The sequence below is a fragment of the Paenibacillus sp. 276b genome (assembly GCF_900107875.1).
Taxonomy (GTDB): Bacteria; Bacillota; Bacilli; order Paenibacillales; family Paenibacillaceae; genus Paenibacillus; species Paenibacillus marchantiae.
In genome coordinates, this window is the sequence record NZ_FNRR01000001.1 from 658,027 (window position 1) to 672,703 (window position 14,677).

Sequence of the window (14,677 nt, forward strand, 5' to 3'; positions counted from 1 at the left end):
ATGGGTTATCGCAGCCTTGCTGTCCTCATTAGCCGATATCCGCGGTTCATCATTCTCTGCTGGGTGTTTGTCATCGGGATGTCAGCCATCTGGGCATGGAAATTGCCTGGTATTGTTCAGGATCATGGATTGAACTTGAACCAGGGAGATGCTCATGCTGTAGAGCTTATTCTGGAGAAAGAGTTCCATGTTCCTGCTGATCCGGTTATTCTTCTATTTGAAAAAAAGACAGGCACTACCCCCGTCGAATTCCGGGGCTGGATTAAAAATCGTCTGCAACAGGTGAGTACACTGTCAAGTGTAACGTCCATAATCTCTCCGCTTGAATCACGTGGAAGCCGGATGCTGCGGGGGGATGTGGCCTATGCTTTGCTGGCGTTTGATGTACCGCCTCACAAGATGGGTCCGCCGCTTGAACAGCTGCGTTCCGTGCTTACAACAGACGGTACGGGAACGATCCAAATAACAGGGAAATCCGTTGTACAGCAGGATGTAAATCGTCTCAGTTTTCGCGATTTGGAACGGGCAGAGATTGTGGGATTGCCGCTTGCCTTCGTCATTTTGTGTTTTGCATTCAGAGGTCTTTATGCAGCGCTAATTGCAGTCATTATGGGAGTGTCCGGCGTCATAACGGCAATGGGAGTTACATCCCTAATGGGTTACCATCTGGCGCTCTCCAACTTTGTGATCAATGTTATTCCGATGGTGGGAATGGCGCTCAGCATAGACTTTGCTCTGATAATTCTCAGCAGATACCGTGAGGAACTCCAGCGAGGTCAGAATAGCGAAGAAACAGGTTCGAGGGCCGAGGAAGTTCTCCAGAGAATGCTGCGAACAGCAGGCAGAGCCGTATTCTTTTCTGCTGCTTGTGTGCTGTTAGGGCTGCTCGGTCTGCTCTGGATTAGACTGCCGATGTTTCTGAGTGTATCCCTGGGAGCCATTGTCGTGCTCGTCATATCGGTCCTGCTGAATATAACACTGCTGCCAGCCATTCTATCCCTCTATTCTGTGCGAATCTTTAGACAACATTCCGGGCATTCCATCTCTTCAAAGCAGGGCCAGCATCAACAATCATTGCCTTCACGTTCGATCTGGTCATTCTGGTCAGGCATCATTATGAAACGGCCGGTTCGGATGGCCTTGCTTGGAACGGGTGCGCTGCTTCTCTTTGTTCTACCGGTTGCCCGGTTAGAGATCGCCATTCCGGATGCTTCTTCCTTGCCTGGCAGAATGGAGTCTCGTCAAGCGACTGAGCAGATCCAGAGTATTTTTGGACAAAAGAATGTATCTGCTGTAGAGATTGTAATTGGTGGAACGGGAGAGCCGTTGACCACATTTCATTGGCGAATGGCGTTGAGTAAAATGCAAGAGCTTCAGCAGGATTCGAATGTGGTGGCTGTTGAGTCCGCGTGGGGGATCATGCTGCCGGACAAGCTCTCAGGCCAATCTCAATCTTATATTCAATCTCAAATGAACATTTTATCATCATCTTTGCGTGAGGCACTGAAAGAAACCACATCTCAGCCGCCTGCATGGCTGCGTTCATATGTGTCCGACTACTCTATTCGTATTGTGGCTACCATTCACGGAGCACCGGGTTCCGATGAGGCTGCATCCTGGCTCGAACAGATGAGGGCCAAGGACAGCGCTAACTCCATTCCCTTCATACCTCTGCGTTATGGGGGAGAAGCAGTCATGCAACATGAAATCATGCAAGAAGTTTCAGGTCAACTGCCCAAAGTGCTGGTGTTTGTTGTGGTATCGAATTATCTCGTATTACTCGCAGCATTCCGGTCACTGCTCATTCCAATCAAAGCCATTCTGATGAATCTGCTCAGCTTGGCTGCTTCATTCGGCGTGCTCGTACTGGTCTTTAATCAGGGCCATTTTGGCATGGAGCCATCTGCCATTGCCATTATGATTCCCGTGTTCATTGCTGGGCTTGTCTTTGGTATTTCGATGGACTATGGCGTATTTATGCTGACCCGCATCCAGGAGGTATACAGACGAACAGGGGATAGTGATCTGGCCGTACAGCAAGGACTGGCTTCAACCGGACGTCTGATTACATCGGCGGCGGCGATTCTACTGGCAGTGACTGTGCCTTTTGCGTTTGCTGACGTGGCGGGTGTCAAACAGCTGGGAATCGGAATTACAGCGGCGGTGTTCATTGATGTAACCATTATCCGCCTGGTGCTGGTACCTGCACTTATGAAACTGATGGGCAGATGGAACTGGTGGCTACCAGGGCACAGGGAATAAAAGGCCGGATTAAGAAGGATGTTCTCGGAGCCTGAAGATCAGGTATGCGAGGATATCCTTTTTTTCATCAAAATAGTGTGAATTCAGCCCAAAACAGGCAATAATGTTCAATTCACCGACTGTACCGTGATTTATAATAGACTGGACAAGTCCAACATATATTTTCTTACATACGTCTATCATTTGAATCCACAGGAGGGATGAACGGTAATGTCGGATATTGAATCTTATCTGCAAAAACAAACAAGCCCGCGTGGACGCTCTGCGTACCAGACGGGTCAATCTCTTGAGCAATGGCGCAGCCAGTTGCGAGCACGGATTATAGATCGGCTGGGCGGCTTCCCATCCGTGGTGTCGGAGCTGAATCCCGTATTGCTCGAACGCACCTCATGTGATGGCTACATTCGTGAGCGGGTTGAGATTACGACCTACGCGGGGTTGCGCATGCCTATCTATATGCTGATACCGAATTTGGTAAGCGCTACCAAAGAATCACGCCCAGCCATTATAGCCTGCCATGGACACGGGTATGGTAGCCGGGAGATCTCCGGCATGGAACCCGACGGTTCACCGCGTAGAGGAGTGCCTGGCTTGCATAAAGACTTCGCCGTCGCCCTTGTACAGCGTGGATATGTGGTTGCCGCTCCTGAAATGCTTGGATTTGGTGACCGAAGGTTGGAGGAGGATCGGGATGCACCACCCGGCGCTAGCTCCTGTACCAAAATTGCCGCCCATCTGCTCATGACTGGGCAGACCCTGGCCGGGCACCGAATCTATGAAACGATGCGTGTGCTGGATTACGTAACTACCCGTCCTGAAGCTGATCCAGTGCGGATCGGCAGCATGGGCATCTCGGGTGGTGGACTCGTGACAGCATTCACTGCTGCATTGGATGAACGGTGCCGTGCGGCTGTGGTGAGCGGTTACGCTAGTACTTTCCAGGGCAGCATATTGGACAGAAATCATTGCCTCGACAATTATATTCCAGGAATTCTGCGGGAAGCAGAGCTGCCGGATATCATAGGTCTGATCGCACCCAGGCCGCTATTTATTGAAACTGGAAGTGAAGATCAGGTATTTCCGCTGCCAATAGCAAAAGAAGCCTATGCACGTTTGACAGAGATCTATGAACAGGCGGGAGCACAGAAATGGCTCGATGCAGACTTTTTTACAGGAGGCCATGAGATCAGCGGAGCGAAAGCCTATGACTGGCTTGATAACGTTCTGTAAGGCAATCATACAAATGAACCTTTGAGAGGAGAGTTTAGTTATGAAATGGTCAAAATCCGTGCGGTATTTGCTCTGTCTTACCCTGTTTACTAGTCTGATTGGAGGTGCTCTGGCAGCTAATGGCGGACAGATCGCCCAAGCTGCGGCGAATGAGTACAAATTTGATTTTGGTGCTGGTGCAGTTGAGAATGGTTACACTGGTGTATCAGCAACGGAGGCCTACAATTCAGCAAAAGGTTATGGATTCAATACACCTGCTAATATGCGTAATGTATCTGCATCTGGAACGGGCGTTGCAAGTGATGCCGTTCAGTTTGTCACCTTTGGCACGAAGAGTACGAATACGTTTAATGTGGATCTGTCCAATGGTCTCTATGAGGTCAAAGTGGTCCTGGGTAATACTGCAAGATCGAGTGTGGCGGCAGAAGGTGTATACCAGATCATTAATATGACGGGGAATGGGGCGACCGATCAATTTCAAATTCCGGTGACGGATGGACAGTTAAATCTACTGGTAACAGAAGGGAAGGAAGGCACGGCATTTACACTCAGCGCACTTGAAATCCGGAAAATATCGAATCAGACGGTGACGAACCGTACGATCTATATTGGTGGCGATTCGACGGTCTGCAATTACTATCCACTCAGCAGCAGTGTACAGGGTGGCTGGGGGCAGCTTTTTCCTTCCTACGTGAATACCAGTACATTTCAAGTTCGCAATATGGCCTCTAGTGGTCAATTTGCAAGAGGTTTCCGCGATGATGGACAGATGGAAGCAATTTTGAAGTATATTAAGCCAGGAGACTACTTTATTTTGCAATTAGGGATTAACGATACCAATGCCAAGAACAATACAACCGAAGCAGAGTTCAAGGAGATCATGCGTGACATGGTCCGTCAGGTCAAAAATAAAGGAGCCACCGTCATTCTATCGACACCTCAGGGTCGGGCAACTGATTTCAATTCAGCCAATGTGCATACTGCGGAGAATCGCTGGTACAATGCATCTACACGTGCACTGGCTCAGGAAGAGGGCGTGACGCTTGTAGAACTGAACAAACTCAGTTCGGCTTATTTCACTTCCATTGGACCGGCTGCAACACTGGCCTTGTATATGACAGGAGACACGCTGCATTCGAATCGTGATGGTGCTGCTCAGCTTGCACGAATCGTTGCTGCTGATCTGAGAAGACAGGGACTGAATGGATTTTGATCCGGTTAAAATAAAGCTTCGTTCCGCTGCTCCTCGAACATAGATTGGACTTAACTGAATCGTATAGCCAAAAATCCCCCCGGGACAGCCAAGTAATATACGGCATGTTCCGGGGGGATTTGATTGTTAACCAAGTGACTATTCCATCATATCCTTGGCCTCGTGGTTGACCTTTTTACCTTTCAAAAGTGGCTCAAGTTCATCCTGTACACTCTGTTCCCATAGAGGTACGTCTGTGCGATAGGCAGCCCGTCCGTTCAGATGTCCGGCTACCGGTGCTGTGATAAATACAAACACAATGCCAAGCAATACCCGAGCACTGATATAGTTATCGAAATACCAGAAGAAGAGAAACGTTCCGCTCAGTACACAAAGTACACCGAGTGTAGTACTTTTGGTGGCGGCATGTGCCCGTAAATAGACATCTGGCAGTCGGATCAGTCCGAATGCACTAAATGCGCTCAGTAATGCTCCCAGCAAGACAATGAGCCCAATGACAATTCCGGCGGTTCCATCAACGATCTCCTTCATTTTTGAATACCGCCCCCCGTTCAATGTATCGTGCAAATGCAACTGTGCTTAGAAAAGCGAGAATGCCAATCAGCAGAATAATATCCAGATAAGCTTGGGTATGAAGCATCATGGATAGAACTGCCACGATGGCAATGACGTTAATACCGATCGTATCCAGTGCCGTAATCCGGTCGGCCATCGAGGGTCCCCGTAGCACCCGGTACAGACAACCCAGGATTGCGAGGGAGAGAATAAGCAAGGATATGAACAACATTGAGGATAACATTATCGTGTCACCTCCATAATGGCTTTTTCGAACGTATTTTTGATATCATCACTCATTTTCTGTTCGTCTTTGATATCCAGCGCGTGTATAAATAATTTGCGTTGATTCCCTGAAATTTCAAGTGGGAGGGAGCCTGGCGTCAGTGAGATGAGCAGACACAGAAGTGTAACTTCCCAGTCAGAGGACAGCTGTGTCTGATAGGTAAATATGCCGGGCCGAATATCAAGCTTCGGCTTCACGATCTGGCGAATAACTTCAATACTGGCCCGTACCAGTTCCTTGAACAGCAGGGCAATCAGCTTGATGATCGCCCAGACACGAACAATATAGAAGCGTTGCGGAAAGAAACGTCGCATACTCCCAATCAATAGCAGACCCAGCAGATAACCCGTGAGAAAGCCAACCCCATTCCACTCATTATTCAGAAACATCCATACAAAGCCAATGATCAAATTAAGTACAATCTGAAAGGCCATACGCATCTACTCCTTCAAGACTGCATCAATATAAACATTGGGATGCAGCAGAATGTCGCCTGCGCGGGAGGTCAGTTGGAACATGCCCTCAGCCCCCACACCCATCGCGATGATGAACACAAACAGAATTCCGGCAGGGATGAGCAGGCCGTTCACGGCGTAAGGTCTTCTCACTGCGCCTGCCGGCGGTTCACCCCAGAACGCCTGGATGAAAATGCGAAGAACCGAATACAACATCAGCAGGCTGGAAAGGACGGCAATGCCTGTCAGTCCGTAGAGACCTGCCTGCAACCCGCCTTCAAATAACAACAATTTCCCAGGAAATCCACTGAACGGAGGAATACCTGCCAGCGCAAGTGCACTGATGAAGAACATCCAACCAAGCAGTGGGTAGCGGTGGATCAGCCCGCCCATATTGTCGAGTTTGGAGGTGCCTGCGACCGCGATCAGAGCGCCTCCGAGCAGGAATAGCAGTGTTTTGATGAGCATATCATGCAGCATGTAGAAGAGTAGACCTTCCAGTGCAGGACGGCTGGCAGCAGCCATCCCGAAGGCTACAAATCCCACCCCTGCGATCACGTTGTAGATCAGTATTTTATTGACGTCACGATAGGAAATCGCCCCGATTACTCCGAGTACCATGGTCGCTCCAGCCATCCAGCCGATAAGGGCATGGAAGAAATCCGGATCATGATAGAAAATCAGTGTGAATGTTCGCACAATGGCGTACAGGCCAACTTTGGTCAGCAAACCGGCGAATAGGGCGGTGACCACTGCCGGAGGGGCTGCGTAAGAGCCGGATAACCAGAAGAACAGGAACAGTCCAGCCTTGATACTGAATACGATCAGGAACAGGACAGCGATCAGGGTAATGACTCCACTCTGTCCAACTTCGGCGATCCGATTGGACAAGTCGGCCATGTTTAATGTGCCTGTAATAGAGTAAAGAAAACCAATAGAGGCAACAAATAGTGCAGAAGAGACAATGTTAATCAACACATACTTGATCGTTTCTCGTAGTTGTCTTTCCGTACCTCCCAATACGATTAGTGCATAAGAAGAGATGAGCATCAGTTCAAAGCAGACAAACAGGTTAAACAGGTCTCCGGTAAGAAAGGAACCGTTCACGCCTGCAATCAGGAAATGAAAGAACGGGTAAAAATGATGTTCTTCCCGTTCCTTATTCACACTGCGGAAGGCATAGAGCAGACACGCCAGTGCAATAATCGAAGCGGCCACGACAAGCAAGGCCGATACCATATCTGCAACAAGTACAATACCGTAGGGTGGTTCCCAGCCTCCCATATTGAGCGTCTGTATGCCGGACTGTGTCACTTGGGTAATCAGGACAGTTGAAGCGGCTGCGGTCAGCAAAAGGCCAATAACACTCACAACCCGCTGGATGTTTACCCGCCGGAAGAATAGAAGGGCTATAACCCCTGTAATCAGTGGCAGTAGAATGGGCAGAACAACGAGATTATTCATAAGGACGCCCCCTTACTTCTTCCATATCGTCTGTTTTCAGCTTCAGATAGGAACGATAGGAAAGTACAAAGAAAAAGGCGGTAAGTCCGAAATTAATAACAATGGATGTCAATATCAGCGCCTGGGGAAGTGGATCAACGTAGCGTTCAGCCTGCTCCCCAAGCAGCGGTGGTGCTCCAGTTTTGAGGCGGGACATCGTAATCAGCAGTAGATGCACCCCGTGAGTGAGTATGGACATGCCAAGCACGATCCGGAGCAGGCTCCGCGATAAGATTAAAAAGACGGCGACTGCAAACAAAATGCCAACGGCCACACACATCAATATTTCCATATCAGCGATCCTCCCCGATCTGTAGAATGATATTCATGGTGACTCCCAGGACGGCGAGATATACGCCGAGGTCAAACAGCATCGCGGTTGCAAGTTCTGTTTCTCCGAGTATTGGAAGATCGAAATAACCAAAGGTCTGACTCAGGAAGGGTACGCCGAACAAAAACGAGCCTGCTCCAGTCAATAAGGCAATGCCCAGCCCGATGGCTGTCAAGGTGCGAAAATCGATAGGTAACGCTTTACGTACAGTATCTGTACTGAACGCCAGCGCAATTAACACGAGACCAGCGGCGGTCACCAGACCGCCAATGAACCCGCCACCCGGGTTATGATGTCCTGCGAAGAACAGATGCAGCGCGAAGGTCAGAATGATAAAGACAACAACCTTGGTCGTTGTTTGCAACAACACATCGTTGCTTTGCAGTGGTACGGTATCCCAGGTTGATGAGCTACGTTCACGGTTGCCATACTTTTTCGTATTGTCCGCTTTGTCATCCGTATCTTCATCGGTTTCTTCAGTCTGTTCTTTCTTGCGGAATTTCAGTCTTGCGCCAAGGTCCCTCGCTTCAAGATTCAGATTAATCATGGAGTAGATGGACAACGAAGCTACCCCAAGTACCATAATCTCCAGTAAGGTATCAAAACCACGGAAGTCCACCAGCAACACGTTGACGACATTTTTGCCGCCAGCCAGATTGTAACTTTCCTGAATGAAAAATTCCGAAATGCTCTCGAGTGACGCGGTTCCGCTCGCAGCTAATGCAACAAAGGTCATGACCACGCCTACGGCAATGGCAACAATCATATTTACACTAAGATAGCTGCGGCTTGATTTGCCTCGTTGTAGTTCAGGCAGATGATAGAAGCAGAGCAGAAACAGTGCAACGGATACCGTTTCGACAATCATCTGGGTCAATGCCAGATCCGGCGCTCGGAACAGCACGAACAGTAATGTGACGAGGTAACCCACTGCGCCTGTCATAATGACTGCGGATAGTCTGTTCTTGGCAAAAGGGATCGAAACCGCTGATGCAATCAGTGCGACGAGCAGTACTGCTTCATAGAAAGAAAAAGGGGCGTTGCCCTTGAAATTCCAGGTGATATTTTCCCCTGAGCGGAAAAAAGCATAAACCAGCAATGCAACGGTGAACGAGAAAATGTATACCAGGTAGTTACGAACCGAGCCATTCATATAGGCTTCCGTCCATTTGCGTGCATAATGCTGAAGGTTATCGAGTACGACATGGTACATATTGTTTATCGTTAACCCTTGTGGGTAATGCTCATAAATCGTTCTCCAGCGCGGCAGCAGTTTGTACAATGTAATACCGAGGGCGATTACACCAATGGTCATGATTAATTCTGGTGTGATGCCATGCCATAGAGAGAAATGAACATCAAAGTGTTCATTTCCGTTCAACAGTGATGGAAGTACAGCAGCCATCGCTGGTTCAATTAATGATCCAGCCAGCAGATTCGGGAATAGACCGAATATGATCACGAGTATCCCGAGAATAACCGGAGGAATTAACATGCCAACGGGAGCTTCATGCAGCTTCTCGGCAGGAATCTCGCTGCGGGTGCGACCAAGGAACGTTTTGAACACAATAATAAGCGCATAGATCAGAGTGAACACACTTGCGAGCCAGGCGAACACAGGCAAGAGTATGCTCCATGATCCGAGTCCAAAGATGCGGAGGTGTGTTACTTCCACCATAGCCTGGAAGAACAGCTCCTTGCTCAGAAATCCGTTAAACGGCGGAATTCCGGCCATGGCGAGTGCTCCGACGAGCGCTACCGTAAAGGTCACAGGCATAAATGAAGCAAGTCCGCCGAGTTTCCTTATATCCCGCGTGCCTGTCTCATGATCCACAATGCCTACGACCATGAACAGTGCCGCTTTGAAGGTAGCGTGATTGAACAGATGAAGCAGTGCTGCCGTAATGGCAACCGTGTACATCGCGGAGGATTCGCCATATCCGAAATAGATGGCCGCCGAGCCAACGCCGAGCAGGGACATGATTAAACCAAGCTGTGAGATGGTAGAGTAGGCCAGGATCGCCTTAAGGTCATTTTTTTTCACGGCAAGGAATGATCCATAACACAGGGTGAGCAGTCCAACCCCGGTGACAAGCCAGAACCATAATCCCTGTCCACCAAAGATGGGTGTAAACCGGGCGACGACATACAGTCCCGCCTTGACCATGGTTGCCGAATGCAGATAGGCGCTAACCGGTGTTGGAGCTTCCATGGCGTCAGGCAGCCATATGTGGAACGGGAACTGCGCCGATTTCGTAAAAGCACCGATCAGAATCAGCACAAGAGCGGGCAAGAATAGTGCACTGTCCTGAATCTGTCCCCATTCCGTAATGGTTGCACGAATGCTGAACGTGCCTGTCATGAGATACATCAGCATGAATCCGGCAAGCATGGCGAATCCGCCAAATACAGTAATGAGGAACGATTTCTGTGCGCCTGAGGTGGATTCTTTACGTTTGTAGTGAAAAGCGATCAGGAGAAAGGACGTAATACTGGTCAACTCCCAGAATCCATACAACACAATCATATTGTCTGACAGCACCACGCCAAGCATGGCTCCCATAAACATCAGTAGATACAAATAAAAGCGGTTTAAGGCTTCTTTGGTATCCATGTAGAAAATGGAGTAGAGCACCACCAGTGTTCCTACACCGGTGATTAACAATGTCAGCAGCAAACTTAGACCATCAAGATATAGATTAAATCCAATGTCCAGTGACGGAATCCAGGGGATATACCCAGATACCGTATTGCGCTGAGACACGGCGGGTACGAGGCTCGCAAAATAAACAAATAATAGGGCCGGGACAAGTAAAACCAGCCATCCCATATGTATTTTACGGAAGAAACGATGCAGCATGGCAAGTACAATACCAGCGGCAAAAGGCAGAATCACAGCAACATGAAGCAGGCTCAACATTACACCCCCAATGACTGAATTTCTAATGCTCTTTGTTGTGGCAAACCGTGCTCATATGGCTCTGTGAGCATGCTTGCTCTCTATATTCATAACCCAAGTATGTATATACAGAATCGTGACTATTCTTTGAATGGAAGAAACACGATGCGAATAGCGTTCCCATATTGTATGGAAATGTATAATGAAAAAAGACATTATTTCCGATAAAGATGAAAACGAATAGGTGACATCCCGTAGTTCTTAACAGCATGAATGATGTTGAAAAAAGCAAGCTGGTTTCACCGTTTATTGGAGGAAGTTATGTCATTCAAGCTTAAAACTGTTCTCACCATGACCTTCGCTGTGTTATCCCTGTTGGTTACACTCACGATTGGTTATATTCTAAGTCAAAAATCATCCATAGCTGTCGAAACGGAGATTGGTCATGCCCTCATCAGCACGGCTTCTCAGACTTCAGACAAGCTGGATCGCTTCATGTGGTCGCGTTCAGGAGAATTGGATCTTCTGGGCCGAATGATTGCTCTAGAGGACCGCTTCGAGCCTGCCGAAATGCAGATGCTGCTGAATCAGCTTCAAGATAGCTTTCCCACATTCTCATGGGTTGGATTCATGAATCCCGAAGGAAAAGTGCTGGCTTCCACAGAAGGCATATTGCGTGGTGAAAATTTATCGGAACGACCTGTGTATCATGAGGGAATCAAGGGTAAATTTATCGGAGATGTCCATGATGCAGTCCTTCTGGCGAAGCTGCTTCCGAACCCAACCGGCGAACCACTGCAATTTGTTGATATCAGCTTCCCGGTGAAATACAAGAACGGAGAGATTGCTGGCGTGCTTGCCGCACATTTGAGCTGGGCCTGGGCGAAGGAAATGGAGGAAAGTGTCCTGGAGCCGCTGAAACATGAGGAAAAGGACATCGAGATGTTTATTGTCAGTCAAAAGGAAAATACGGTGCTGCTTGGTCCAAAAGAATGGATTGGTCGTCCTTTAAAGCTATCGGGCATTGAAGGGGCAAGACTGAACAAAAGCAGCTGGTCCATAGAAGAATGGCCGGATGGAAAAGAATATGTAACAGGATTTGCTACTAGCCAAGGGCATTTGGACTATCCGGGTCTGGGGTGGACGGTGGTTATTCGTCAGCTCAAGTCAGCGGCGTTTGCTTCCGTGACCGACATGCTTTGGTTCAATGTGTGGGCAGGGCTCTCGGTTACGGTGCTATTTGCACTGATTGGCTGGCTGATCTCCCGCCAGATCTCGGCCCCGATTGCACGGCTAACTCAAGTGGCGAATCGGCTTGGTGCTGGAGAGCAAGTACAGATTCCAGAAAATCGAGGCTTTAGGGAAATCGAAGTACTGTCACGTTCACTGGGAGATATGTTGACTTCGCTAACGAATAAAGATTCGGAACTGGTTGTTATGCAGAATCTGGCCCATTACGACCAATTGACCGGACTGCCAAACCGAACAGCACTCGAATTCTATCTGGAAGAATCCTTGGAGATGGAAAGTGAGAATCACACGTTAACGTTCCTTTACCTTGATCTGGATGGATTCAAAAGTGTGAATGATACGCTTGGGCATCAGACCGGAGATATTCTGCTAAAGAAAGTGGCTCAGCGTTTGACCAGTCTCAGTCATGAAAAGGGCATCACGGTAAGGCTTGGTGGAGATGAGTTCCTCATTGTGCTCCGCTCTGTGGGAAGCAATCCAAGAGAAGAAGCTCGTACCTATGCAGAAGATATCATCCAGAGCCTGAATAAGCCGTTTATTATTGAATATGAGCGAATTCATATTGGATGCAGCATTGGAGGAGCTGAGTATCCTACGAACAGTGGCAATCCGAGTGAAATTATCCGCATGGCAGATGAGGCGCTGTATGAATCGAAACGTGCGGGCAAAAATAGAATGACATTCTATCCAGAATTGAAGAACACAGTTAGAGAATAATATAATATAAAGTAAGAGTTAACTGATCCGCATACAGGCAAGGAGCGATGAGATGTCTGGAAAATATACCAATGTACCCTATGGTTATGAACCGCCCCCGGCTACCCGGAAAGGCACGCTGATTTTCTATGATTCATTTGAACACGTAACGGATCAACAGCTTGAACGCGCCGCTGCTATTGCGGACAAACGTTCTTTTGTGCAACTTGTGCTCTATCCGCTGCATGAGAATACAGTGAAGCGGATGAGCAAGGATGGTGTGCAGCCTTTTTACAAAAGGGAAGATCGTCTTCATGACTGGAGAAGGGAGTATGCATCCTCCCGCATACGGGTGGAAGGCTGGGAAGGCAAGAGAAAGAAGTATACGCCGATCGAAGCAGCCCTGCGTCATATGGCAGAAGAATATCCCGCTCCCCATTTCCTGTACCTCACTGTAGAGATGGCGAATCAGTTCGCATCATTTGATTCGTTCAAAGATTGGATTAAGGAAGTACGTCTGATTATTGATGGAGATGCCGTTAAGCTCCACCCGAAGCTGGAGCAAAATGCACATCGCTGGGAATGGGCAGAGTGAACCAATATATTCGGAGTGACGATTAGCGTTAAAAAAAGTAGTGCTGTACAGCCGGATTCCCGGTGAACAGCACTACTTTTTTGCGTTTTTTTGGAGGATTAAACCAGATCAAGGGACGTCATCGTTTTATTTTTCCCCGTTCGTTTGGCGGCATAGAGACATGCATCCACTTCCTCAAACAGCTTGTCCTTGGACAGATGAGCGCTGTAGCTTTTAAGTCCGACACTTACCGTAATATATTGCCCTTCAAGCTCCAGATGAACGAGACGAGCAATTTTCTTGCGAATCTGCTCCACCAAGGCATAAGCCTGCTCGAAGGGTTGCTCAAACATTAACAGTGCAAATTCTTCTCCACCATAACGCGCCGCGATATCGCTTGATGTGATGTTCTCCTGAATGATCAGAGAGACTCTCTCCAGAATGGTGTCTCCCACCCGATGCCCATATGTATCATTAATTGACTTGAAGTTGTCAATATCAATCAGAGCTAAATGTAGACTCATGCCATTATTGGCATACTCAAACGCTTTTTCATAGTAGTCCTTAAAGGAGCTTTGATTATACAGATTGGTTAACCCGTCTGTCTTGGACTGTTTGCTCATAATTGCGTTTCGCACAATCAGATCCTGCTTGGCAAGCATACTGGCCTGAAGATCATCCAGTACCTCGACGCCGCTCGTAACAATCAATTGTGCAACATATGTACCTACAATGAGAAAAGCCGGAATGGAAACCATATCAAACGAAGATAAGTACAGCCGATAGGCTGGGTCGCAGAGTACGATGACATAGCCAATCATCTGCATGAGGCATACCGTCCATACTCTTTTTTTGCTGAAGAACAGAACCGAAGCAAAGATTGGCAACAGACAAATGGCCAGAATGATCCGAATATCGTAATTGACATGAATGATAGTCCAGGCAATGACTGTGCTGGCCATGGACATGGAATAGAAGGAAAATGAACTGAAACGGCGTTCTACCCAACTGGCGATCAGAATAGCGAAAGCGCTGGCTAACGTAGGCCAAAATAAAACGTAGATCATGAAATCTTCTGGAGTGCGATCATAATCGAGAAACAGAAAGCAGCCTATTTGAATGACAACATGCGTTAATACGACGACCCAGTAAGCGCGAAGCATTTTTTTGATCCATTTGGAATGCTTGAATTCGTACTCGGTTGGGATATGGTTGCTATGTAAGTTGGGACTCTTCAATATATCACCGCTGACTGCATCATAATAATACGACAGGCATTGCTCTCGTATGTTTTAATTATAAAACACATTGCACGAAACGCAAATCATTTAATTTTAATATGGAAACAAAGCTTACATAAAAGCGCATAAAGTTCTTATAGAGGACAAACAAAAATCTGAAATAGGCTCATAGACTGTGTAA

The 14,677-nt window shown here is 47.9% G+C and carries 12 protein-coding genes; 5 read left to right on the forward strand and 7 right to left on the reverse strand.

Annotation, left to right across the window (positions count from 1 at the left end; all coding sequences use genetic code 11):
* The 3 genes from BLV50_RS03025 (at nucleotide 1) to BLV50_RS03035 (ending at nucleotide 4,705) form a co-directional block, all read left to right on the forward strand.
* On the forward strand, nucleotides 1–2,262 hold the full coding sequence (locus BLV50_RS03025) for an MMPL family transporter (RefSeq protein ID WP_063563405.1): 2,262 nt from the start codon (nucleotides 1–3) through the stop codon (nucleotides 2,260–2,262).
* Between the two features lie 210 nt (nucleotides 2,263–2,472).
* The gene (locus BLV50_RS03030) at nucleotides 2,473–3,492 is read left to right on the forward strand and encodes an alpha/beta hydrolase family protein (RefSeq protein ID WP_063563406.1); all 1,020 of its coding nucleotides are present in this window, start codon (nucleotides 2,473–2,475) and stop codon (nucleotides 3,490–3,492) included.
* A gap of 40 nt (nucleotides 3,493–3,532) precedes the next feature.
* Complete coding sequence (locus BLV50_RS03035; RefSeq protein WP_090805786.1) at nucleotides 3,533–4,705, forward strand: rhamnogalacturonan acetylesterase; 1,173 nt, start codon at nucleotides 3,533–3,535, stop codon at nucleotides 4,703–4,705.
* 138 nt (nucleotides 4,706–4,843) lie between these two features.
* Here the strand turns inward: BLV50_RS03035 and mnhG are convergent, their stop codons facing one another.
* Genes mnhG through BLV50_RS03065 form a run of 6 tightly spaced genes read right to left on the reverse strand, consistent with a single transcriptional unit; the run spans nucleotide 4,844 to nucleotide 10,752 of the window.
* Nucleotides 4,844–5,236 carry a monovalent cation/H(+) antiporter subunit G gene (gene mnhG, locus BLV50_RS03040; RefSeq protein WP_062324636.1) on the reverse strand — a complete coding sequence of 131 codons (393 nt, stop codon included), beginning with the start codon at nucleotides 5,234–5,236 and terminating at the stop codon, nucleotides 4,844–4,846.
* Nucleotides 5,220–5,504, reverse strand: coding sequence for a Na(+)/H(+) antiporter subunit F1 (locus BLV50_RS03045; protein ID WP_063563408.1), 285 nt, complete (start codon nucleotides 5,502–5,504; stop codon nucleotides 5,220–5,222). The genes mnhG and BLV50_RS03045 overlap by 17 nt, the downstream gene beginning before the upstream one ends.
* On the reverse strand, nucleotides 5,504–5,980 hold the full coding sequence (locus BLV50_RS03050) for a Na+/H+ antiporter subunit E (RefSeq protein ID WP_063563409.1): 477 nt from the start codon (nucleotides 5,978–5,980) through the stop codon (nucleotides 5,504–5,506). The genes BLV50_RS03045 and BLV50_RS03050 overlap by 1 nt, the downstream gene beginning before the upstream one ends.
* A gap of 6 nt (nucleotides 5,981–5,986) precedes the next feature.
* Nucleotides 5,987–7,465, reverse strand: coding sequence for a Na+/H+ antiporter subunit D (locus tag BLV50_RS03055; protein WP_063563410.1), 1,479 nt, complete (start codon nucleotides 7,463–7,465; stop codon nucleotides 5,987–5,989).
* Nucleotides 7,458–7,796 (reverse strand): Na(+)/H(+) antiporter subunit C, encoded by a 339-nt coding sequence (locus BLV50_RS03060; protein ID WP_024631879.1) that lies wholly within the window; start codon nucleotides 7,794–7,796, stop codon nucleotides 7,458–7,460. The genes BLV50_RS03055 and BLV50_RS03060 overlap by 8 nt, the downstream gene beginning before the upstream one ends.
* Before the next feature lies 1 nt (nucleotide 7,797).
* Nucleotides 7,798–10,752, reverse strand: a complete 2,955-nt coding sequence (locus BLV50_RS03065; protein WP_063563411.1) for a Na+/H+ antiporter subunit A — start codon at nucleotides 10,750–10,752, stop codon at nucleotides 7,798–7,800.
* Between the two features lie 303 nt (nucleotides 10,753–11,055).
* On the opposite strand from BLV50_RS03065, the gene BLV50_RS03070 reads away from it, so the two are divergent.
* Complete coding sequence (locus tag BLV50_RS03070) at nucleotides 11,056–12,702, forward strand: sensor domain-containing diguanylate cyclase (protein WP_090807440.1); 1,647 nt, start codon at nucleotides 11,056–11,058, stop codon at nucleotides 12,700–12,702.
* Nucleotides 12,703–12,754: 52 nt separating this feature from the next.
* Nucleotides 12,755–13,276: a hypothetical protein gene (locus tag BLV50_RS03075; RefSeq protein ID WP_063563412.1), complete on the forward strand. Its 522-nt coding sequence runs from the start codon at nucleotides 12,755–12,757 to the stop codon at nucleotides 13,274–13,276.
* A gap of 98 nt (nucleotides 13,277–13,374) precedes the next feature.
* Here the strand turns inward: BLV50_RS03075 and BLV50_RS03080 are convergent, their stop codons facing one another.
* A complete protein-coding gene (locus tag BLV50_RS03080; RefSeq protein ID WP_090805789.1) occupies nucleotides 13,375–14,493 on the reverse strand; it encodes a GGDEF domain-containing protein in 1,119 nt (372 codons plus the stop codon).
* Nucleotides 14,494–14,677: the final 184 nt, after the last annotated feature.

Excerpts from the sequence above, each read along its gene's own strand:
- BLV50_RS03025 (WP_063563405.1), top strand. The coding sequence starts at position 1 with ATGGGTTATCGCAGCCTTGCTGTCCTCATTAGCCGATATCCGCGGTTC.
- BLV50_RS03030 (WP_063563406.1), top strand. The coding sequence starts at position 2,473 with ATGTCGGATATTGAATCTTATCTGCAAAAACAAACAAGCCCGCGTGGA.
- BLV50_RS03035 (WP_090805786.1), top strand. The coding sequence starts at position 3,533 with ATGAAATGGTCAAAATCCGTGCGGTATTTGCTCTGTCTTACCCTGTTT.
- mnhG (WP_062324636.1), bottom strand. The coding sequence starts at position 5,236 with ATGAAGGAGATCGTTGATGGAACCGCCGGAATTGTCATTGGGCTCATT.
- BLV50_RS03045 (WP_063563408.1), bottom strand. The coding sequence starts at position 5,504 with ATGTTATCCTCAATGTTGTTCATATCCTTGCTTATTCTCTCCCTCGCA.
- BLV50_RS03050 (WP_063563409.1), bottom strand. The coding sequence starts at position 5,980 with ATGGCCTTTCAGATTGTACTTAATTTGATCATTGGCTTTGTATGGATG.
- BLV50_RS03055 (WP_063563410.1), bottom strand. The coding sequence starts at position 7,465 with ATGAATAATCTCGTTGTTCTGCCCATTCTACTGCCACTGATTACAGGG.
- BLV50_RS03060 (WP_024631879.1), bottom strand. The coding sequence starts at position 7,796 with ATGGAAATATTGATGTGTGTGGCCGTTGGCATTTTGTTTGCAGTCGCC.
- BLV50_RS03070 (WP_090807440.1), top strand. The coding sequence starts at position 11,056 with ATGTCATTCAAGCTTAAAACTGTTCTCACCATGACCTTCGCTGTGTTA.
- BLV50_RS03075 (WP_063563412.1), top strand. The coding sequence starts at position 12,755 with ATGTCTGGAAAATATACCAATGTACCCTATGGTTATGAACCGCCCCCG.